This window comes from Mesorhizobium sp. Pch-S (assembly GCF_004136315.1).
Taxonomy (GTDB): Bacteria; Pseudomonadota; Alphaproteobacteria; order Rhizobiales; family Rhizobiaceae; genus Mesorhizobium.
The window spans coordinates 3,498,270-3,518,308 of record NZ_CP029562.1 but is presented as its reverse complement, the minus strand read 5'-3'; the positions used below and the strand labels follow the sequence as shown (position 1 = coordinate 3,518,308).

General features: G+C 62.4%; 20 protein-coding genes. 17 read left to right on the top strand and 3 right to left on the bottom strand.

Annotated features, from left to right (window positions below):
* Positions 1-23: 23 nt before the first annotated feature.
* From hpaD to hpaH, 3 genes are read left to right on the top strand one after another with little or no spacing between them, the layout of a single operon-like run.
* Positions 24-1,004: a 3,4-dihydroxyphenylacetate 2,3-dioxygenase gene (gene hpaD / locus C1M53_RS16430; protein ID WP_129413205.1), complete on the top strand. Its 981-nt coding sequence runs from the start codon at positions 24-26 to the stop codon at positions 1,002-1,004.
* Between the two features lie 32 nt (positions 1,005-1,036).
* Positions 1,037-1,900, top strand: a complete 864-nt coding sequence (locus C1M53_RS16425; protein ID WP_129413204.1) for a fumarylacetoacetate hydrolase family protein — start codon at positions 1,037-1,039, stop codon at positions 1,898-1,900.
* Between the two features lie 11 nt (positions 1,901-1,911).
* Positions 1,912-2,712, top strand: coding sequence for a 2-oxo-hept-4-ene-1,7-dioate hydratase (hpaH, locus tag C1M53_RS16420; protein ID WP_129416213.1), 801 nt, complete (start codon positions 1,912-1,914; stop codon positions 2,710-2,712).
* A 43-nt stretch (positions 2,713-2,755) separates the two neighbouring features.
* Here hpaH and C1M53_RS16415 read toward each other — a convergent pair whose 3' ends face one another.
* From C1M53_RS16415 to C1M53_RS16405, 3 genes are read right to left on the bottom strand one after another with little or no spacing between them, the layout of a single operon-like run.
* Positions 2,756-3,991, bottom strand: coding sequence for a styrene monooxygenase/indole monooxygenase family protein (locus C1M53_RS16415; RefSeq protein ID WP_129413203.1), 1,236 nt, complete (start codon positions 3,989-3,991; stop codon positions 2,756-2,758).
* Between the two features lie 41 nt (positions 3,992-4,032).
* Positions 4,033-4,818, bottom strand: a complete 786-nt coding sequence (locus C1M53_RS16410; protein WP_129413202.1) for an SDR family oxidoreductase — start codon at positions 4,816-4,818, stop codon at positions 4,033-4,035.
* A gap of 33 nt (positions 4,819-4,851) precedes the next feature.
* Positions 4,852-5,349, bottom strand: a complete 498-nt coding sequence (locus C1M53_RS16405; RefSeq protein WP_165358162.1) for a flavin reductase family protein — start codon at positions 5,347-5,349, stop codon at positions 4,852-4,854.
* Positions 5,350-5,524: 175 nt separating this feature from the next.
* Between C1M53_RS16405 and C1M53_RS16400 the strand changes: the two genes are divergently transcribed.
* From C1M53_RS16400 to C1M53_RS16340, 14 genes are all read left to right on the top strand, one after another.
* On the top strand, positions 5,525-6,511 hold the full coding sequence (locus C1M53_RS16400; protein WP_129413200.1) for a helix-turn-helix domain-containing protein: 987 nt from the start codon (positions 5,525-5,527) through the stop codon (positions 6,509-6,511).
* Between the two features lie 216 nt (positions 6,512-6,727).
* Positions 6,728-7,831, top strand: a complete 1,104-nt coding sequence (locus C1M53_RS16395; RefSeq protein ID WP_129413199.1) for a hypothetical protein — start codon at positions 6,728-6,730, stop codon at positions 7,829-7,831.
* A 10-nt stretch (positions 7,832-7,841) separates the two neighbouring features.
* Positions 7,842-9,758, top strand: a complete 1,917-nt coding sequence (gene asnB / locus C1M53_RS16390) for an asparagine synthase (glutamine-hydrolyzing) (protein WP_129416212.1) — start codon at positions 7,842-7,844, stop codon at positions 9,756-9,758.
* Between the two features lie 23 nt (positions 9,759-9,781).
* The gene (locus tag C1M53_RS16385) at positions 9,782-10,036 is read left to right on the top strand and encodes an acyl carrier protein (RefSeq protein WP_129413198.1); all 255 of its coding nucleotides are present in this window, start codon (positions 9,782-9,784) and stop codon (positions 10,034-10,036) included.
* Positions 10,037-10,050: 14 nt separating this feature from the next.
* The gene (locus C1M53_RS16380; protein ID WP_129413197.1) at positions 10,051-11,604 is read left to right on the top strand and encodes a class I adenylate-forming enzyme family protein; all 1,554 of its coding nucleotides are present in this window, start codon (positions 10,051-10,053) and stop codon (positions 11,602-11,604) included.
* Positions 11,601-12,572 carry an NAD(+) synthase gene (nadE, locus tag C1M53_RS16375; protein WP_129413196.1) on the top strand — a complete coding sequence of 324 codons (972 nt, stop codon included), beginning with the start codon at positions 11,601-11,603 and terminating at the stop codon, positions 12,570-12,572. The genes C1M53_RS16380 and nadE overlap by 4 nt, the downstream gene beginning before the upstream one ends.
* Positions 12,573-12,777: 205 nt before the next feature.
* On the top strand, positions 12,778-13,170 hold the full coding sequence (locus C1M53_RS32530; protein WP_348629991.1) for a glutathione S-transferase N-terminal domain-containing protein: 393 nt from the start codon (positions 12,778-12,780) through the stop codon (positions 13,168-13,170).
* Entirely contained in the window at positions 13,167-13,394 is a 228-nt protein-coding gene (locus C1M53_RS32525) for a hypothetical protein (RefSeq protein WP_348629990.1), read from the top strand. Before C1M53_RS32530 ends, C1M53_RS32525 begins: the two co-directional genes overlap by 4 nt.
* A 354-nt stretch (positions 13,395-13,748) precedes the next feature.
* Positions 13,749-14,522, top strand: coding sequence for a DeoR/GlpR family DNA-binding transcription regulator (locus C1M53_RS16365; protein ID WP_129413195.1), 774 nt, complete (start codon positions 13,749-13,751; stop codon positions 14,520-14,522).
* A gap of 38 nt (positions 14,523-14,560) precedes the next feature.
* Complete coding sequence (locus C1M53_RS16360; RefSeq protein ID WP_129413194.1) at positions 14,561-15,370, top strand: BtpA/SgcQ family protein; 810 nt, start codon at positions 14,561-14,563, stop codon at positions 15,368-15,370.
* A 26-nt stretch (positions 15,371-15,396) separates the two neighbouring features.
* Positions 15,397-16,380 carry an ABC transporter permease gene (locus C1M53_RS16355; RefSeq protein WP_129413193.1) on the top strand — a complete coding sequence of 328 codons (984 nt, stop codon included), beginning with the start codon at positions 15,397-15,399 and terminating at the stop codon, positions 16,378-16,380.
* The gene (locus C1M53_RS16350) at positions 16,377-17,477 is read left to right on the top strand and encodes a M42 family metallopeptidase (RefSeq protein ID WP_129413192.1); all 1,101 of its coding nucleotides are present in this window, start codon (positions 16,377-16,379) and stop codon (positions 17,475-17,477) included. Before C1M53_RS16355 ends, C1M53_RS16350 begins: the two co-directional genes overlap by 4 nt.
* On the top strand, positions 17,477-18,973 hold the full coding sequence (locus tag C1M53_RS16345; RefSeq protein WP_129413191.1) for an FGGY-family carbohydrate kinase: 1,497 nt from the start codon (positions 17,477-17,479) through the stop codon (positions 18,971-18,973). Before C1M53_RS16350 ends, C1M53_RS16345 begins: the two co-directional genes overlap by 1 nt.
* 56 nt (positions 18,974-19,029) lie before the next feature.
* Positions 19,030-20,028: an autoinducer 2 ABC transporter substrate-binding protein gene (locus C1M53_RS16340; RefSeq protein ID WP_129413190.1), complete on the top strand. Its 999-nt coding sequence runs from the start codon at positions 19,030-19,032 to the stop codon at positions 20,026-20,028.
* The last annotated feature ends 11 nt before the right edge of the window (positions 20,029-20,039 follow it).

Genomic DNA, 20,039 nt, shown 5'->3' with positions numbered 1-20,039 from the left:
CGCCACATACGAGGAGGAATCTGATGCCTTTGCCGCAACCCAATCTCTATCCCGCTTTCAACATCGTGCGGCTGAGCCATGTCGAACTTGCCGTCACGGACCTGGCAAAATCGCGCGCGTTTTATGTCGATACGCTGGGCCTGCAGGTGACCGACGAGAGCAAGGACGCCATCTACCTGCGTGCGTTGGAAGAACGCGGCCATCACTGCATCGTTTTGCGCAAGGCCGACAAGGCGGAAGCCCGCGACCTCGGCTTCAAGCTCTACAGCGAGGAAGACCTCGACAAGGCCGAGCATTTCTTCAGGGCCAAGGGCCTGCCGGTGGAGTGGGTCGAGCGGCCCTATCAGTCGCGCACCTTTCGTACGCGCGATCCGCATGGCATTCCGCTCGAATTCTATTCCAGGATGGACCGCCTGCCGCCGATCCATCAGAAATACGCCCTTTACAAAGGCGTGAAGCCGCTGCGCATCGACCACTTCAACTGCTACTCGCCGAATGTCGATGAATCGGTGGCCTTCTACAACGAGCTCGGCTTTCGCGTGACCGAATACACGGAAGACGCGGAAACCGGGAAGCTCTGGGCAGCCTGGACGCACCGCAAGGGCGGCGTGCATGACATCGCCTTCACCAACGGCCGCGGTCCGCGCCTTCACCATGTCGCCTTCTGGGTGCCGACGCCGCTCAACATCATCGACCTGCTCGATCTGATGGCCACGACCGGCTACATCGGCAACATCGAACGCGGTCCCGGCCGGCACGGCATTTCGAACGCCTTCTTTCTCTACGTCCGCGACCCCGACAACCATCGCATCGAGATCTATTGCTCGGACTATCAGACGGTCGATCCCGACCTCGAGCCGATCAAGTGGGACCTGAAGGATCCGCAGCGACAGACCCTGTGGGGAGCGCCGGCACCACGTTCGTGGTTCGAGGAAGGCAGTGTCTTCGCGGGCATCGAGCCGCGCGATCCCGATCTCGCCGCTTCGCCCATCATCGCGCCTTGACCGGCTGACACGACAATCACAAGGAACCGGGCATGAGCGCACGCATCGCCACATTCACCGCCGGCGGCAAGACACGCTACGGCGCCATCACCGACAACGGTGCCGTGGATCTTTCCAGCCGCCACGGCGCTCAATGGCCGACGCTGCGGGAAGTCATCGAAGCCGGCGCCTTGCTTCGCCTGGCGGAGGAAGCAGCCGGCCTGCCGGCTGACTTCGCCCTGCCCGACATCACCTATGAAATCCCAGTGCCGATGCCGGAGAAACTCATCTGCGTCGGCGTCAACTTCCCCGACCGCAACGAAGAGTACAAGGACGGCCAGGCCGCACCGTCCAACCCTTCGCTGTTCATCCGCTTCCCGCGTTCCTTCGTCGGCCATGGCGAAAATCTGGTACGCCCGCCGGAATCGCCGCAGCTCGACTACGAAGGCGAGATCGTCATCGTCATTGGCAAAGGCGGCCGCCGCATTCCGGAAACCACCGCGCTCGATCACATCGCTGCACTATCGCTGTGCAACGAAGGCACGATCCGCGACTGGGTCCGGCACGCCAAGTTCAATGTCACCCAGGGCAAGAACTTCGACCGCACCGGCTCGATCGGCCCCTGGCTGGTGCCTTTTACCGACGAGGCGCAGATCGCCGACATCAAGCTGGAGACCCGCGTCAACGGCGAGGTCCGCCAGAGCGATCGCACCAGCCGCATGATCTTCTCCTTCCGCAAGATCATCGCCTATATTTCGACCTTCACGACGCTTGTGCCCGGCGACGTCATCGTCACCGGCACGCCGACCGGCGCCGGCGCCCGCTTCGACCCGCCGATCTGGCTGAAGCCGGGTGACGTGATCGAAGTCGAGGCCGATGGCATCGGCATCCTGCGCAATGGAGTTGTTGACGAGTGACCGCGACGACCATGACGCCAGCCGAAATCGAAGATGCGGCCACGCGCCTGTTCGAGGCCGAACGCGCTCGGCGCCAGATCCGCCTGCTCAGCCTGGATTTCCCGAACGCCACGATGGACGACGCCTATAGGGTACAGGCGGCTTTGGTGAAGAAAAAGACCGAGGCCGGCGCGGTCATCAAGGGCTGGAAGATCGGCCTGACATCCAAGGCCATGCAATCGGCGCTCAACATCGATATCCCGGATTCCGGTATCCTGTTCGACGACATGTTCTTCGCCGATGGCGGGACGGTTCCGGCCGATCGTTTCATCCAGCCGCGCATCGAGGCCGAAATCGCTTTCGTCATGAAGGCGCCGCTGCGCGGCCCGAACGTCACCATTTTCGATGTGCTGAATGCCACTGACTATATCACCCCGGCGCTCGAGATCCTCGACACGCGCATCGAGCGCACGAACAAGGAAGCCGGCAAGGCCCGCACCTTCTTCGACACCATCTCCGACAACGCCGCCAATGCCGGCATCGTGCTCGGCGGGCGACCCATCCGGCCACTCGATGCCGACATGCGTTGGATCGGCGCCATCGTTTCGCGCAATGCCGAGGTCGAGGAAACCGGCCTCGGTGCCGGCGTGCTGAACCATCCGGCCATGGGCATTGTCTGGCTGGTCAACCGGCTGCACACCTACGGCATGGGCATCGCCGCCGGAGAAGTCGTGCTGTCGGGCTCCTTCGTGCGCCCTGTCGAAGCGCGGCATGGGGACACCATTGCCGCCGATTTCGGCCCCTATGGAACGATCAGCGTCTTCTTCGCATAGTTCGGCGTGGCATGGCCGGCCACTTGGCCATGCCACGTTCTGATCAAGCCGCCAGTTGCTGCAGGTAACGATCGGCCTCTTCCGGCACGGCGAACCACGGGAAGAGATCCGGCGGATTGTTGAAGCCGTTGGCTATCCTTTTGGCGAGCGCCGGATAGGCCTGCGCCGATCCCATGATGTTGAGCACATGCGGGGGCGGCGGCGTCAGCAGCGCGTTCGTCCAGCCGACGACGTATTGCGCATACTGCCAGTAGCGATCGAATGTCGCCTGCATGAAAGCGGCGTCGAACGGCCGGTCGCCATGCGCCAGGATGGCATCCATGTAGACCCTCGCCGCCTTCGAGGCGTTGTTCGATCCCTGCCCGGTGATCGGATCGTTGAGGCAGACGGCATCAGCGAGACCCAGCACCAGCCGTCCCGAAGGCAGGCGTCCGACCGGCTTGCGCACCGTTGGCGGGAATGCGCCTGACAGGATGCCGTTGGCGTCGGTCAGTTCGACGTTGCGGCAGCGATCCGCCTCCCAGGGCAGGAACGTGTCGAGAATCCATTTCGACCGCGCCAGATGCTCCTGCGGCGAACTCACATCCTTCCAGCAATCCATCGGTCCGCCGGGGATGCCTTCCAGCACCATGATCTCGCAGGCACCGGAATTGGTCAGAGCCGGGAAGACGAAGTATTCGCCGACGCCGGGGATCAGGTTGAAACAGACCGCCGAATGCTCCGGCCGTGGCGTCATGCCGTGGACGTAGGTCAGCGCCAAAGCGCGCTGCGGCTTGTCGAACGGGGATTTTTCGGCATCGCGTTCGAACAGCCTGGCGATATCACCCTTGCCCGCCGCAACGATGGTGAGGTCCGACGATGCGGCATAGGTCTCGAGATCGGCGATGCCCGCTTCCTTGATCTCCAGCGTGCCGCCGCGCCGCTCGAACTCGCTCATCCAGACCGGGATTTTCACACGCTGGTCGACGCTTTGCGCCGGCTTGTCGAGCTTGCCGTTCCAGTCGATCGCCTTGGCGCCGGGCTGATCGGGTGACGGCACCACGAAGTTGATGGAATCGACAGTCGGGCACTCCTTCTCCCAGAAACTGAGGCCGACCTCGCGCTCGTTCTGCAGCGCGGTATCGAACATGCATTGGCTGGACAGCACCTTGCCGGTGCGCACGTCCTCAGCCGTACGGTTCTGGACGACCTTCACCTCATAGTCGCCCTGCTGAAGCAGGCCGCAGGCAAGCTGCAGGCCTGCCTGTCCTCCTCCCAATATCGTGATGCGCTTGCTCATCGTGTTCCCTCCCTTGCTTGTCGTTGCGGCACGTGCCGGGCTCATTCCATCAGCAGCGGAATGGCCGGGTCGATGCGTTCCGGCCCCATCGCCGTGTAACCGCCGTCAACGCGGATATCGGTGCCGGTGATGAAACTCGCCGCATCGGAAAGCAGGAACGCCACCGCTTCCGCCACCTCGGCCGGATCGCCGGTGCGCCTCAGCAGATGGAAGGGGGCGGCGACACCGTCGGTCTTCGGCCGGTTGTCGTTGGACAGCTGGCGCATGATGTTGCTCCAGGTCCAGCCTGGGGACACCGCGTTGACCCTGATGCCGTCGGCGGCGAGATCGAGCGCCTGATTCCTGGTCAATTGCAGGATCGCGGCCTTCGAAACCGGATAGGCCCAGCGCCCGACCTGGGCGACACGCGCCGAAATCGAACCGAAATTGACGATCGCCCCCTTGGTTTTCGCCAGATGCGCACGCGCCTCCTGCATCAGCACCACCGACCCGATGACATTGACGTCGAATGCCTTCAGCCATTCGGCGCGCGTGGTATCCGCGCCATTGTCGAGATAGGTGGCGGCGACATTGACCAGGAAGTCGAGACGGCCATGGCGTTTCACCGTCGTTTCGACCAGCGCCTTGATGTCTTCGTCGCTGGTGATGTCGGTGCGGATGAAACTGGCCTTGGCGCCGATCCGGCCGGCCACCGCTTCGCCATCCGCTTCATTGATATCGGCGATGATGACGTTGACGCCGTAGCCAGCAAGAACCGCAGCGCAGCCTTCGCCGATCAGCGTCGCGCCGCCCGAAATGATCGCCGTTTTTCCGTTCAAACCCTTCATCGATTTCCTCCCGATTCGTTTCGTCCCGCCGGTTCAGGCTGCTGACCGGACATGTCCCACCGCCGAGAAGCCGCCCTCGACATAGACCAGCGATTGCCCATCCCCGAGCACAGTCTCCACCACGTGACCGATCAGGATCACATGGGTGGCGTGCTCGACGACCTGTGCCAATCGACATTCGAACGCGGCCAGGGCGCCACGCACGACCGGCACACCCGTCACTCCGGAATGCCAATCACCGACGCCGAACCTGTCGCCCGCTGCGAGGTCGGTCTGGCCGGCGAAGGTACGCGCCACGTCTTCCTGCAGATGCGACAGCACATTGACCGCGAACACGCCTGAATCCGGCACGAACTGCGCCACCCAGGTCTTGCGGTTGACGCAGGCGATCAGCGATGGCGGCTCGGCCGACAGCGAACAGATCGCCGTCGCCGTGAGGCCGCGCTGCTCTCCATCGCTGCCGGTGGTGGTGATCACGGAAACGGCGCCTGCGACCTTGCGCATGCCGGCGATGAAAGGCGCGGACGTCATGATCTCCTCCAGGCATTCCCGTCCCGACGCGTTGCCCATCTCTATGGCGGACTCGCGTTTCTTTTAGACTTCAACTAGATTGAGGGTGAGGTGGAAGCGCCGCGGCCGCAATCCAATACGCGCAAAGACTATCCAGAATACGCGGCCACATGGTGCGAATGGGAAGGCTGCCGGCATGGACGCAGTCAATCTGAGATCGCCGCTCGCTCGGCACGCCCTGGTGGACACGTTTTCACCGGAGGAAGCGCGCCAGGAGATCGGCCGTATCTTCTGCCCGCACTTCCTGTCGCCCCGCCACGCCAGCGCCGCAGGCTTTCACGCTGTTCATCGCGCTTCGCGCCAGCGTGGCTATTCGCTGAATTTCGTCGGCTACGGCTCGGAAGTCGAGATCGACCCCGGCGAACTCTCCTCCTTCTTCCTGCTGCAGATACCGCTCGCCGGGTCGGCCGAAGTGCACTGCGGCACCACCACGGCGCTGGCAAATCCGGGCCAGACCGCCTCGCTGCTGTCGCCAACGCTGCCGACCCGCATGCGTTGGTCCGACGGCTGCGCCAAGCTGATCGTGCTGATCGAACGGGAGGTCATGCAACGGCAATGCACCGAACTGGCCGACCGCGCCATCGACAAGGTCGAATTCGAGACGGCCGTCGACCTGTCGAGCCTTGCCGGGCGGCTGGCTCTCGATCATGTCGGCCTGATGCTGGAGAGCATCGAGAACGGCAATGCCGCGTTCGGCACCTATCTGGCGAGACTTGGTGAAAGCCTGTCCTCGCTTCTGCTTTCCTCGCTTGCTCATTCGCACCGGGCGGTGCTCGATGCCCCTGCCCCGGTAGCGACGTCGTCCACGGTCGGTCGGGCCCAGGATTGGATCCGTGCCAACATCGAACGTGACTTCAGTGTGGGCGACATCGCCCTTGCAGTCGACGTCAGCCTGCGCACGCTGCAGGAGACGGTTCGCCGCCACAATCGAACGACGCTGCTGCAGATGGTCGAGACCCTGCGCCTCGACCACTTCCATTCGCTGCTGACCGGTCCGCAAAACGGACAATCCGTGACCGACCTGGCCGGCCAGGCCGGACTGGGGCATCTCGGCCGCGCTGCAGCTGCCTATCGCCGCAGATATGGTGAAACACCGTCGCAGACGCTTCGTCGCAGCCGGTGATCTGAAGGCAGCATCGAGCGCAGATGCCGGGGGGCTTCTGACGAACGCTCTTCTTGAGACGTCTTAAGCATCTGTTCGCCAAGCTTCACATCTTCTTCCAAACTATGGCGCCGCCAATCATTTGGTTAGAAGTTGCTGATACGACGCTGCCCATACGTAAAGCTGTGTTCGAGATTGGAAGCGTGGACGTGTTCAGGATTGGCCGAGGCGACAAGCATGCCTGAGATCAGACCGGTAACGGCTCAGGATCTGCCGGCTGTCGCTGCGCTTTTCCAGCGACTGCTGCGCAGCAACGGTGTGGATCCGCGTGCCCTCGCCGACTATCTGAAGACGCTGTTCCTCGAAGGCCCGAACTACGACCCCGAACTGGCCTCCAAGGTCCATGTGCGTGACGACGGTAGCGTGAGTGGCTTCTTCGGCATCTTCCCGCTCGCGATGGAGCATGCCGGCAGGACGCTGCGCGCAGCCGTCTGCGGCACCTTCATGGTGGATGCCCGCGAGGACGACCCCTTCGCCGGTGCCCGCCTGTTGCGGGATGTCCTCTCCGGCCCACAGGATCTCTCCTTCACCGAAACCTCGAACGACCTGTCGACTGCTTTGTGGCAAAAGGTGAACGGGCATATCCTGCCGGACTACAGCCTCGAATGGCTGCGTATCCTGCGCCCGGTTTCCTTTGTTGCTGACAGCGTCGCGAAGCGTGTGCCTGGGGCAAGACTTCTCACGCCTCTACTCCGACCCTTCGACGCCCTGGCGCAGCGCGCCAAGTCGGACTGGTATGGCTACGTTCCGGAAGCCAGTCGTGCGGACGCGTTCATCGATGCCGACGCCAGCGAGGACGAAGCCGCCGAGATCATCCCGACATTCCTGCGCCAGTTCGCGCTGCGGCCGCAGTGGGATGCCGAACGCCTGCGCTATATGCTGGCGGAGGCTCGCCAGAAGGTCATCCACGGTGAAAGAGTGCTGCGGGTTGTTCGCGCCCGCTCGAACGGCGCGCCAATCGGCCTGTTTCTCTACTATGGCGACAGGGGGCGTCTCGGTCGCGTCGTCCAGGTTCTCTCACTGCCCGGTCGCGAAGGACTGGTGATCGACCGGATGATGCGTCATGCCGACTCCCGGAACATGCCAGCGTTGCGCGGACGTACGCAGCCTGCGCTTCTCGGCGCCATGATGGGACGCAAGATCGCATTCGTGCATGCCGCATCCACCATCGTTCATTCTCGCGACCCGAAATTGATCGAGGCCTTCACCAGCGGACAGGCCTTCGTCAACGGTCTTGCCGGAGAAGGTTGGACACGCTTGATTGGCGACCGTTTCACATGACGGTGGCCTGATGTGTGGGGTGGCGGGGTATTTCGGAAAGGGTGTAGCGCCGGCTGAGGCCAAGGCGCTGCTGGCTCGCATGGCGAGCAAACTCTCTCATCGGGGTCCGGACGACAGTGGCATCCATATCGATGGCGAAGCCGGGCTGGCGCATCGACGGCTGTCGATCGTCGGTCTCAGCGATGGCCACCAGCCGATGTCGGACCCATCCGACTATCTGGTGATTTCCTACAATGGCGAGATCTTCAACTATGTCGAGTTGCGCAACGAGCTGATTGCCAGAGGCCGGAAGTTCCGCACGCAGTCGGACACCGAGGTCATCCTGCATCTTTACGCCGAGAAGGGCCTGGACTGCCTCGACGATCTCAATGGGGACTTTGCCTTTGCGCTGTGGGACACGCGGCAAAGATGCATGGTGCTGGCCCGCGATCGCATGGGCGTGCGCCCGCTGTTTCATACCCAGCGCGGCGACACGCTGTTCTTTGCTTCAGAGATCAAGGCACTGCTCACCGTACCGGGCATCGAGGCCAGTCTCGATCCGTTCGCGCTCGACCAGATCTTCACCCTGTGGGCGCCGCTTGCACCCCGCACGGCATTCCAGGGCATTTCGGAATTGCCGCCTGGTCACCTGATGATCGTAAAAGAGGGGCGCATCGACCAACGCGCCTGGTGGCAGCAGAGCTATCCAGATGCCGGTCATGTCCGGCCGCGACCCGACGCGGTCGAAGAACTGCGGGCGTTGCTCGACGATGCCACCCGCATTCGCCTTCGCGCCGATGTTCCCGTCGGTTCCTATCTGTCCGGTGGCCTGGATTCCTCTCTCGTGTCGACACTCGCCGCTCGCGCGCAGCCGGAACGGCTCAGCACCTTTTCCCTCGGCTTCGACAGCGAAGAGCATGACGAGAGCAGGTGGCAGGCCTTGATGGCTACGGCACTCGGCGTGGAACACACCACAGTCCGCTGCACCGCTGGCGATATCTCGCAATTGTTTCCATCCGTCATCCGTCATGTCGAACGGCCGATCCTGCGCACAGCGCCGGCGCCGCTCGCCAAGCTTTCCGCGCTGGTGCACGAAAACGGCATCAAGGCGGTGCTCACCGGCGAAGGTGCAGACGAGTTGTTTGCCGGTTACGACATCTTCCGCGAAGCGAAGCTGCGTCGCTTCTGCGGTCGCCAGCCCAATTCGCAATGGCGGCCGCTGCTCTTCCAGCGGCTCTATCCCTATCTGCCTGGCCTGCAGCGGCAATCGCCGGAATATCTGGCCCGCTTCTTCGGCGCCGGGGACGATCGTGTCGACGATCTCCTCTATTCACATCGGCCGCGCTTCCGTTCGACGAGTGCAGCCAAGCTGTTCTTCTCGCCCGAACTCAAGCGGGAACTCGGCGATTATGATGCAACCGCGGAACTTGCTTCCATGCTGCCGGCGGACTTTTCCCGCTGGCATCCATTGCACCAGGCTCAATATCTGGAAACGTCGTTCCTGCTGCCGGGCTACATCCTCTCCGCCCAGGGCGACCGGGTCATGATGGCAAACAGCGTGGAGGGCCGGTTCCCGTTCCTGGATCCGCGTGTCATCGACTTTGCGGCCGGCCTGTCGCCGGACATGAAGCTGCATGGGCTACGGGAAAAGCATATCCTCAAGCAGGCCGCGAAAGGTCTGGTTCCCGAGGCAATCATCGAGCGGCCCAAACAGCCGTATCGCGCTCCGGACAGCCAGGCCTTTGCCGCAACGCCGCCTGGCTACCTCGCCGACGCGCTCTCCGGAGATGCTGTTGCCAGGGGTGGTTTCTTCAACGCGGCGGCAGTCGAAAAACTGAAAAACAAGGTCTTGCATCAGGAGACGGCCAGCTTCCGGGACGACACCGCCTTTATCGGCATCGTTTCGACCCAGCTCTGGCTGGACACGTTCTCCACGAAGACCGAATGATGGGAAACACCGGGACAGAGATCATGGCAGACGACACCAAAACGGCGATCCGCGCCTTCATCATCGAGAACTTCCTGTTTGGCGACGACAACCAGCCGCTGCCAGACGACATGTCGCTGATCGACAACGACCTGGTCGATTCCACAGGCATCCTCGAACTGGTCGGCTACATCGAGAAGGAGTTTGGCTTCAAGGTGGAGGACCGCGAGATCGTTCCTGCCAATCTCGACTCGATCGCCCGCATCCTCGCTTACGTCGACAGCAAACGGGCCAACTGAGGGCTAGCTGCGAGATGCGTCTTGAAGGTCATCTTCGCGCACGTGCAGCCGATGCAGGCCGGAAGACGGCGCTGGTCTGTGGTGACCGGCGGATAAGCTACGCCGAATTCAATCAATCGGCGGAACGTCTCGCCGCGGCACTTGCCGGCGCCGGCGTGCGTCGCGGCGATCGCGTCCTGGTCTTCATGGAAAATGGCCTTGAGGCTGCGCTTTCCATCTTTGCAGTGTGGATATCGGCCGCTGTACTCGTGCCGGTCAATCCGTCGGCAAAGGCTGGGCGTATCGCCTTCCTTCTCAACAATTGCCGGCCCGCCGCCGTCATCGCGCAAGGCAGGCTGGCCCCCGTCGTTGCCGACGCCGTGCAGCAATTTGCTGCACCGCTCCATGTTCTGTTGACGGAACCGCACACCGCGCTGCCAGACGCGGCCCTTTTCGCAGATGCCCTCCTCGCCGTGCCGATGTCGGTGATCGACGATCGTCGGCAAGAGGATGATCTCGCGACAATCCTCTACACGTCCGGCTCCACGGGTGATCCCAAGGGGGTCATGATGGCGCATGCCAATCTCGAGGCGGCCACATCCTCAATCGTGTCCTACCTCGACAATACCAGCGACGACGTTCTTCTCAGCGTCCTGCCGCTGTCCTTCGGCTATGGGCTGACGCAACTGCTGACGTCCGTGTTCAGCGGCGCGACACTCGTCCTCGAAAAATCCTTTGCTTTTCCCTACGCCGTCTTCGAGCGCCTGCGCGACGAACACGCCACCGGCTTTCCGTTGGTACCCTCGATGGTCGCCATGATGCTGCAGATGAAAGATCTCGACCCGACACTGTTCGTCAGCCTGCGTTATCTCACCAGCGCAGCCGCACCATTGCCGGTCGATCATATCCGTCGGCTAAGAAATTTCCTGCCTGACGTTCGTATCTTTTCGATGTATGGCCAGACCGAGTGCATTCGCGCCACCTATCTGCCGCCTGAGCAGCTGGACATACGTGCCGGCTCTGCCGGCATCGCCATTCCCGGCATGCGGGCCTACGTCGCGGATGAAGCCGGCAAACCGGCGGGACCGGACGCCGTCGGCGAGCTGGTGGTCAGCGGGCCAAATGTGATGAAAGGCTATTGGGAAGCGCCGGAGGCAACCGCCCTGGCACTGCGCCCAGATCCGGAAACCGGGACGCTTTGGCTCCATACCGGCGATCTTTTCACCGTCGATGCAGACGGCTTCCTCACCTTCGTTGCCCGCCGCGACGACATTATCAAGTCGCGTGGTGAAAAAGTGCCGCCGAAGGAAGTCGAGACCGTCCTGCATGCGTTGCCCGGCGTCGCGGAAGCGCTCGTGGCCGGTGTTCCCGACCCGGTGCTTGGACAATCGATCAAGGCCTTTGTGGTTCTGGCCGATCCGAACCTCACCGAACGTGAAGTCCTGCGCCACTGCGCACGCCACCTGGAGGACTACATGGTTCCCAAGGTGGTCGAATTCGTCTCCGCTTTGCCGAAGACCGACAGCGGCAAGCTCAGCCGCCGGCTGGCGGCAGAAATGCACTCCACCAGAAAAGGGCCTGACGCATGACCATCCGTTTTTCGGCCGCAGCGCTCGATTTCGATCCGGCGGCGGAAACCGACCGCATTGCCGGGATGATCCGTGAAAGCCTGCGCAAGGACCTGCGCCGGCGCGGTCTCGTCCTCGGCCTCTCGGGCGGCATCGATTCCAGCGTCTGCGCCGGGCTGGCGGTGCGCGCGCTTGGCCCCGGACACGTCTTTGCACTGCTGATGCCCGAAGCCGATTCCGATCCCGAAAGCCGGCGCCTCGGAACATCGGTCGCCGATACGTTCGGCATCGAGCACACCGTCGAGGACATGGCGCCGATGTTGGCCGCGATGGGCTGCTATGAGCGCCGCGATGCTTTCATCCGCCAGGTCGAGCCCGACTATGGCGCGGGCTGGGCGTCCAAGATCGTGTTCGACAACGGTCTCACCACTGGCGGCTACAATCTCTCATCGCTGGTCGTGCGCTCGCCGGACGGTGAGGAGAAGAAGCTGCGGCTACCGGTGGAGACCTATCTCGGCATCGTCGCCGCCACCAACATGAAGCAGCGCACCCGCAAGCAGCTCGAATATTATCATGCCGACCGTTTGAACTATGCCGTGCTCGGCACACCGAACCGGCTGGAATACGACCAGGGCTTCTTCGTCAAGAACGGGGATGGAGCAGCCGACATCAAGCCGATCGCACATCTCTACAAGACACAGGTCTACAAGCTCGCCGAATATCTCGGCGTTCCTGCCGAAATCCGCGCGCGGCCGCCGACGACGGACACCTATTCGCTGCCGCAGACGCAGGAAGAGTTCTACTTCGTGCTGCCTTACGACAAGATGGATCTTTGTCTTTACGCATTGGACCATGCCGTGCCGGCCTCCGAGACTGCCCAGGCCGTTGGTCTCACCATCGATCAGGTCGAGTTTGTCTGGAAGGACATTGCCGCGAAGCGCAAGGCAGCACGCTATCTGCACATGACGCCGCAACTGATCATCGAATAGAGGGCGCTACCGGCCGTTTGGCCACAACGAGCGAAGATGTATGCGCGCGCCCATTGTCGCGCAATTTTCGCTCGTCATTAGACGGCAAATGCAGCGCCCTTATCCACTCTGGCGCAATACTATTCCATCAGCACAGGCCGACACGACCGGACGCGACAGCTGCTCCGTTGGCGAACATGTGCCTCACCGTCAGACTGGATCGACAATGGACCTACTTTATCAGACCCACTCTCCCTATGCGCGCAAGGTTCTGGTGTTTGCCCAGGAAGCCGGGCTTGCCGCTCAATTGCGTGTCATTCACCACGAAACCAGCCCAACCAATCGCAACGACCAGGTCTTCGCAGTCAATCCTCTGGGCAAGGTGCCGGTTCTCGTTCTTGCCGACGGTGAGGCGATCTTCGATTCCGTCGTGATCTGCGACTATCTTGAAACGTTCAACAAGCACGCTGCATTGATTCCGGCTGTCGGCGCTCGCCGCTGGGCAGCCTTGCGCATGCAGGCAGTCGCGCAAGGTATGTGCGAACCGGCATCGGTCTGCGCTGGGACACCTCGCGCCGCCCGGAACACCTCCGCTATCCCGCCCTTGCCGAAGGGATGAAGACGAAGCTGATCGAATCCTACGATTATCTCGAGCAGACGACCGAGTTCGATGAGCCGCTTCACGTCGGCCACATCGCTGTCGCCACTGCGCTCGACTGGCTGGCCTTCCGCGACCTGCCCGACTTCGAAACCGGAAGGCCGCGGCTCTCGAAATGGTTCAGGGAGTTTCTGCAACGCCCTTCCATGCAAGCCACCCCGTATGATGGCGAGACGCACGACTGATTGCCGAACGGATCCAATCCGCGACACACAACTGGTCATCCTGAATTCGAAGACGGGCCTTTCTGCGCTTGCCACGCAGAGAGGCCCGTCTCGCGATCGGTTTCGGACTGCATCCAAAGCGTCTGGAGCCTTGACGATTTCGGCTCTCCTGCCTCCCGCCTCGCGCCCGTGATCGGTAGAAAACTCTCCCAGCCGTATGGATGCCTCTCGGAGGCGAGATCCGACAGCTCTTGCTTGAGACTGAATGAGTGCTACGCGACGCGCCAGCGCGCAAACCAAAATCAACACCAAAATTTGATCGACAATGCTTGACTCATTCAAAACGATCATTATCAATCATCGCAGGAGGACGACATGGAAAGCTCACGAACGCGGTTTCCACATGAACGGCATCAGCAGATGCTGGACCTCATCGTTGACCTGAAGCGCGTCGGCACCACCGAGCTGGCATCCCGCCTGGGCATTTCGCTGGCCACTATTCGTCGCGACTTGTCGGTGCTCGAGCAGGCCGGTCTGGTTGCGCGCACGCATGGCGGCGTCGTGGCGCGTGGCGTCGGCGAAAGCATCACCGAACCGCTTTTCCTGGAGAAGCTCCGCGTCCATCAAAATCTCAAGCAACGCATCGGCGTTGCGGCTGCTGCCACGGTCGAAAACAAGAAGGTGGTCATCCTTGATTCCGGCACCACCGCCCTGGCCGTTGCCCGTGCTCTGGCTGGGCGTCCGCTGACGATAGTGACCATGGACCTGAAAGTCGCGGAAGCGGCGGCGAGCGGCGACACCGAAGTGCATCTCGTCGGCGGTCGTGTCCGCAACGGCTACTTCAGCATCGTCGGAACCTGGGTCGCCGACGCCCTGAAAGACATCCGCGCCGATACGTTCTTCCTGGCGGCGGACGCCATCGACGAAACCGGCATCACCAATTCCACACAGGACGAAGCGCAGACGAAGCGCATTGCAATCGCGCAGGCGACACGCACGGTCCTGGTCGCCGACCACAGCAAGCTCAACACGAGAAGCTTCACAGCGGTGTGCCCGCTGGAAGCCGTCGACCTGTTCATCACCGATACCGACGCCGAACCGCTGCTCACTCCCTATCGCGGCCGGTTTGGCGCCATCCAGACGGTGTGACGTCTCGTCACCCGCAACGCAGAAAGGCAATACCAAAAATGAGCAAATTCAACGCGCTGTTCGGCGGCAAGAAACCGATCATCGCCATGGTGCACCTGAACCCGCTGCCCGGCACCCCCCTTTACGATGCCGAGGCGGGTATCGACGGCATCGTGGAAGCGGCGCGTCGCGACCTCAAGGCGCTCCAGGCCGCCGATGTCGATGCCGTCATGTTCGGCAATGAGAACGACCGCCCCTATGAGCTCAAGGTCGACGTCGCCTCGACCGCGACCATGGCCTATGTCATCGGCCAGCTGCGCTCCGAGATCGAAAAGCCGTTCGGCGTCAACGTGCTGTGGGATCCGACCAGCACGGTTGCGCTTGCGGCGGCCACCGGTGCGTCCTTCGTACGCGAAATCTTCACCGGCACCTACGCGTCCGACATGGGTCCGTGGGAGCCGAACGCCGGCGCCGCGATGCGCTATCGCAACAGGCTGAACCGTGCCGATCTGGTAATGCTCTATAACGTGTCGGCTGAATTCGCCGACTCCCTTGACCGCCGCGCGCTCGCCGATCGCGCACGCTCGGCGGTCTTCTCTTCCATCCCCGATGCCGTTCTCGTCTCCGGAGCCATCACTGGCGAGGCAGCGGAGATGAACGCGCTGGAATCGGTGAAGGCGGTCCTGTCGACCACACCGGTGCTCGCCAATACCGGGGTGCGCCACAACACCGTCGCCGACATCCTCAAGATCGCGGACGGCTGCATCGTCGGCTCTTCGCTGAAGATCGACGGCGACACCTGGAAGGCTGTCGATCCGGAACGGGCCAAGGAGTTCATGCGCATCGTCAAGACTGCGCGGGGTCACTGAGACCGGCGCGGCGAGTGGGAGGAAACATGAACGCCAGACAAGACACGACGAACAGCTACCTGAAGAGCCTCGCTGTTCTGACAGTGCTGATCTTCGCCGTGCTGGCCGTGGCCTCCCCGAGCTTCCTGACCGCGACCAATCTGAACTCGATGGGCTTCCAGTTTCCCGAGTTCGGGCTGCTGGCGCTGGCGGTGCTGCCGACGATGATATCAGGCGGCATCGACCTCTCTGTGGTGGCCACCGCGAACCTTGCCGCCATCACAGCTGCCGTCATCATGAAAGCCGCGCCCGAACTGGCCTGGCTTGCCATCCCCGCCGCACTCGCCGTGGGCACGGCATGCGGCGCGTTCAATGGCTTTCTGATTGCCTATCTGCGGCTACCACCGATCCTTGCCACCCTTGGCACGATGCAGCTCTTTGCCGGCTTCGGCATTGCCATCACCCGTGGTCCGGCGATCACCGGTTTGCCGGATTGGTACACGGCTTTCGGCAACTGGTCGATTGGCGGCATCCTGCCTCTGCCGCTGCTGCTCTTCGCCCTCGTTGCGCTGGCGCTTTCCGTCCTGTTGAGACGAACGCCAGTTGGTCTGAGGTTGCGGCTCTTCGGTGCCAATCCGGTCGCCGCCAGATTTGCCGGCATCCGTGAACGCGGACTGCTGATCCGCATCTATGCCATCACCGGTTTCATCGCTGCACTTGCCGGGCTTGTCGTGCTGGCCCGCGTGAACTCGGCCAATGCCGACTACGGCTCGTCCTATCTGCTGCTGGTGATCCTCATCAACATCCTGGCCGGCGTGAGCCCGGCGGGCGGTTTCGGCACCGTCGCTGGCGTGGTGCTGGCGGTGATCAGCCTGCAGTTCATCTCGAGCGGGCTGAACAGCCTCTCCTTCAGCGCGTTCTCACGCGATCTTTTCTTCGGCGGCCTTCTGGTGGCCGTCATGTCACTGCGCGCGGCTGCCGGATCGGTCGGTTTTGCCACGCTGTTCCAACGAAAGGCCAAGCCCTCATGAAGGCGCGTCTCCGCTCCCTGCTCGAAACCCTGATGCTCACTCCTGGCCTGTCGGGCCATGAGGATCGCGTGCGCCGCCTGATCGCCCGCGAGCTTGCCGACCTGCCGCTGAAACTGCGCACGGACAAACTCGGCAATCTGATCGCCACGCTGGAAGGTGATGAAGCAGCACCCTCGGTGATGCTGTTCGCTCATATCGACCAGCTCGGCTTCATCGTGCGCAAGATAGAAGCCAACGGCCTGGTCCGCATCGAGCGTCTCGGCGGCATTCCGGAAAAAGCCCTGCCAGCGCAGGCGGTTCTGTTCTGCGTTGGCGAGGGCAAGGACGTGCACGGCGTCATCGCCAACAAGAGCCATCACGCCACGCCGGCCGAAGAGAAATACAAGGTCACACCCTATGCCGATCTCTTCATCGATGTCGGCGCCCAGGATGCCGACGCGGTGCGTGCCCTGGGTATCGAGATCGGAACGCCCGTGGTCTATGATCCACGCGTCATCCATCTCAACGAAAACCGTCTGATCGGAACCTCCGTCGACGACCGCGCCGGGTGTGCCGTCGTCATGGAGGTCGCACGCCAGCTTGCCAGGAGCGACGCCCGGCCGACCGTGCATTTCGTCTTCGCCGTTCTGGAGGAATTCAACCTGCGCGGCGCAATGGTCGCGGCCCAGGCAATCAAGCCCGACATCGCGATCCAGCTGGATCTCGCGCTCAACTCCGACACCCCTGACATGGCGCATCGCGGCGAGGTCGAGTTGGGCGCGGGACCTGCCATGGCTCTCTATTCCTTCCACGGCCGCGGCACGCTGAACGGAACGATCCCGCACCCGGCTCTGCCGCGTCTTTTCGACGAGACCGCGAAAGCCGAGGACATCAACCTGCAGCGCACGGCACACACCGGCGCGCTGACCGATTCATCCTATGTGCAGCTGGTCGGCGAAGGGGTCGCCTGCATCGATCTCTGCTTCCCTTGCCGCTACACCCATACGGCGCTCGAAATGTGCGACCTGCGCGACCTCGAAGGGCTGACCAGGCTGCTGGTCGCCGGTATCCGGCGGATCGATTCCAAGTTCAGCCTCGATCGCGATCTCTACACCTGATGTCATACTATCTTGGAATCGATATCGGGACATACGAGTCCAAGGGCGTCCTCGTCGACGGTCACGGTGTCATCGCCGCGACCGCGACGCGGCCGCACAAGATGCTCGTGCCGCGTCCGGGTTGGGCCGAGCACGACGCCGTGCGCGACTGGTGGCTCGAATTCTGCTCGATCAGCAAGGAGTTGATCGCAACGAGCGGCGTTGCCCCCGCCGATATCCGCTCGGTCGGAACCAGCGGCATTGGTCCGTGCATGCTGCCGGTGGATGCCGACGGCGAACCGCTGATGAACGCCGTGCTCTACGGTGTCGACACTCGCGCGGCAGTCGAGATCGAGGAACTCACGAATGAGATCGGTCTTGAAGAGCTGATCCGATCGGGCGGCAATTCACTCACATCACAGTCGGTCGGACCGAAGATCCTGTGGTTGAAGAAGAACCGGCCCGATCTTTATGCACGCACCCACAAGGTCCTCAACTCGTCGTCCTTTCTCATCCATCGGCTGACCGGTCGCTATGTGATCGATCACTATTCGGCCGGCAGCTCGAGTCCGCTCTATGATGTGCGCACGCATCAATGGAATGATCGCTATGCCGAGCGCATCATCGCGCCCGAGCGCCTTCCGGAACTGCTCTGGACGACCGATATCGCCGGGACCGTAAGTCAGGCTGCCGCCGAGGCGACGGGTCTCGCGGTCGGGACACCGGTTACTGCCGGAACCATCGATGCGGCATCCGAAGCCGTCAGCGTCGGCGTTCTCGGCGCCGGTGAGATGATGATGATGTACGGTTCGACCATGTTCATCATCCTCGTCACCGACAGCCGGGTCGAGGATCCGAGGCTGTGGTACGCGCCATGGCTGTTCGAGGGACAGCATACGTGCATGTCCGGCACCTCGACCAGTGGCACGCTGACGCGCTGGTTCCAGGAACAGTTCGCCCGCGAGCTCGATCCCCAGTCCGCCCTGCGGCAGCTCGCTGAAGAAGCCGAGACATCCCCGGTTGGGGCAAACGGCGTTGTGGTCCTTCCCTATTTCTCGGGCGAGCGCACGCCGATCCACGACCCCCATGCCAAGGGCATGGTGTTCGGTCTGGATCTCACCCACCGGCGTGCCGACATCTACCGTGGCCTGCTTGAGGGTATCGCCTACGGCGTCAACGACATTGTCGAGACGTACCGGAATGCCGGCGCGCCACTGCAGCGCATTGCGGCAGTCGGCGGCGGCACCAAGAACCGTGTCTGGTCCCAGGCGATCTCCGACGTCACCGGGTGGCGACAGACTGTATGCGCCAAGACCATCGGTGCGGCCCTTGGCAATGCCTTCCTCGCATCCGTCGCCGTGGGCGATGCCCGGCGCGGCGATATCCAGAACTGGAATCCGGTTGAGCGCGAAATCGAGCCGGACGCGCGAAACCGGTCTGTCTATGCATCCGGCTATCGGACCTACAGGGAGCTCTACGCCAGGACGAAGGATCTGACGGTGGGGCTCGGCAGGTAGAAACAGCCCTGCGCAACGGGCTGCAACGAGCAAACAAGAAGAGTGGTGGAGGACTTATGACTTTCAACTTCAAGAAAATGGCAGCGGGAGCGGCGTTGGGCGCCATGCTGCTCGGAGGAGCCATGGTGGCTTCCAATGCCCAGGATGCCAAGCATACGATCGTCACGGTGGTGAAGCTCTCCGGCATCGCCTGGTTCAACCGCATGGAAGAAGGCGTCAAGCAGTATGCGGCGGACACCGGGCAAAATGCCTCGCAGGTCGGCCCGGCTTCGGCCGATGCCGCACTTCAGGTGCAGATGATCGAAGACCTGATTGCCAAGAAGGTCGACGCCATCACCGTGGTGCCGAATTCGCCCGAGGCGCTGGAACCGGTCCTGGCCAAAGCGCTTGGCCAAGGCATCAAGGTCGTTGGCCACGAGGCATCAAGCCTCAAGAACGTCACCTACGACGTCGAAGCTTTCGACAATGCCGCTTATGGCGAACACCTCATGGAAGCGCTTGCCAAGGCAATGGGCGGTGAAGGCGAGTATGCGGTTTTCGTCGGCAATCTGAGCGCCAAGACCCATAACGAATGGGTGGACGCCGCGATCGCTTACCAGAAAGCCAAGTACCCCAAGATGAAACTGGTCGCCGACAAGATCGAAAGCACCGAGCAGCAGCAGGTCGCCTACCAGAAGACCAAGGAATTGCTGCGCACCTATCCGAACCTGAAGGGTATCCAGGGGTCGGCCGGTGAAGACGTCGTCGGCGCCGCCCTCGCGGTGGAAGAAGCAGGATTGACCGGCAAGGTTTCGATCGTCGGCACCAGCCTCGTCTCGGTCGCCGGACCTTATCTGGAGAGCGGCGAGATCAACATGATCTCGTTCTGGGATCCGGCCAAGGCAGGCATCGCCATGAACAAGGTCGCGGCCATGGCGATCGAAGGCAAGGAGGTCACCGACGGCATGGATCTCGGCGTCGAGGGCTACAACAAGGTGCGTCTCACCGGGAAGGTGATCTATGGCCAAGCCTGGGTCGACGTGACCAAGGACAACATGGGCGAATACAAGTTCTGACCCTCTGCTCC

Excerpts from the sequence above, each read along its gene's own strand:
- hpaD (WP_129413205.1), top strand. The coding sequence starts at position 24 with ATGCCTTTGCCGCAACCCAATCTCTATCCCGCTTTCAACATCGTGCGG.
- C1M53_RS16425 (WP_129413204.1), top strand. The coding sequence starts at position 1,037 with ATGAGCGCACGCATCGCCACATTCACCGCCGGCGGCAAGACACGCTAC.
- hpaH (WP_129416213.1), top strand. The coding sequence starts at position 1,912 with ATGACGCCAGCCGAAATCGAAGATGCGGCCACGCGCCTGTTCGAGGCC.
- C1M53_RS16415 (WP_129413203.1), bottom strand. The coding sequence starts at position 3,991 with ATGAGCAAGCGCATCACGATATTGGGAGGAGGACAGGCAGGCCTGCAG.
- C1M53_RS16410 (WP_129413202.1), bottom strand. The coding sequence starts at position 4,818 with ATGAAGGGTTTGAACGGAAAAACGGCGATCATTTCGGGCGGCGCGACG.
- C1M53_RS16405 (WP_165358162.1), bottom strand. The coding sequence starts at position 5,349 with ATGACGTCCGCGCCTTTCATCGCCGGCATGCGCAAGGTCGCAGGCGCC.
- C1M53_RS16400 (WP_129413200.1), top strand. The coding sequence starts at position 5,525 with ATGGACGCAGTCAATCTGAGATCGCCGCTCGCTCGGCACGCCCTGGTG.
- C1M53_RS16395 (WP_129413199.1), top strand. The coding sequence starts at position 6,728 with ATGCCTGAGATCAGACCGGTAACGGCTCAGGATCTGCCGGCTGTCGCT.
- asnB (WP_129416212.1), top strand. The coding sequence starts at position 7,842 with ATGTGTGGGGTGGCGGGGTATTTCGGAAAGGGTGTAGCGCCGGCTGAG.
- C1M53_RS16385 (WP_129413198.1), top strand. The coding sequence starts at position 9,782 with ATGGCAGACGACACCAAAACGGCGATCCGCGCCTTCATCATCGAGAAC.
- C1M53_RS16380 (WP_129413197.1), top strand. The coding sequence starts at position 10,051 with ATGCGTCTTGAAGGTCATCTTCGCGCACGTGCAGCCGATGCAGGCCGG.
- nadE (WP_129413196.1), top strand. The coding sequence starts at position 11,601 with ATGACCATCCGTTTTTCGGCCGCAGCGCTCGATTTCGATCCGGCGGCG.
- C1M53_RS32530 (WP_348629991.1), top strand. The coding sequence starts at position 12,778 with ATGGACCTACTTTATCAGACCCACTCTCCCTATGCGCGCAAGGTTCTG.
- C1M53_RS32525 (WP_348629990.1), top strand. The coding sequence starts at position 13,167 with ATGAAGACGAAGCTGATCGAATCCTACGATTATCTCGAGCAGACGACC.
- C1M53_RS16365 (WP_129413195.1), top strand. The coding sequence starts at position 13,749 with ATGGAAAGCTCACGAACGCGGTTTCCACATGAACGGCATCAGCAGATG.
- C1M53_RS16360 (WP_129413194.1), top strand. The coding sequence starts at position 14,561 with ATGAGCAAATTCAACGCGCTGTTCGGCGGCAAGAAACCGATCATCGCC.
- C1M53_RS16355 (WP_129413193.1), top strand. The coding sequence starts at position 15,397 with ATGAACGCCAGACAAGACACGACGAACAGCTACCTGAAGAGCCTCGCT.
- C1M53_RS16350 (WP_129413192.1), top strand. The coding sequence starts at position 16,377 with ATGAAGGCGCGTCTCCGCTCCCTGCTCGAAACCCTGATGCTCACTCCT.
- C1M53_RS16345 (WP_129413191.1), top strand. The coding sequence starts at position 17,477 with ATGTCATACTATCTTGGAATCGATATCGGGACATACGAGTCCAAGGGC.
- C1M53_RS16340 (WP_129413190.1), top strand. The coding sequence starts at position 19,030 with ATGACTTTCAACTTCAAGAAAATGGCAGCGGGAGCGGCGTTGGGCGCC.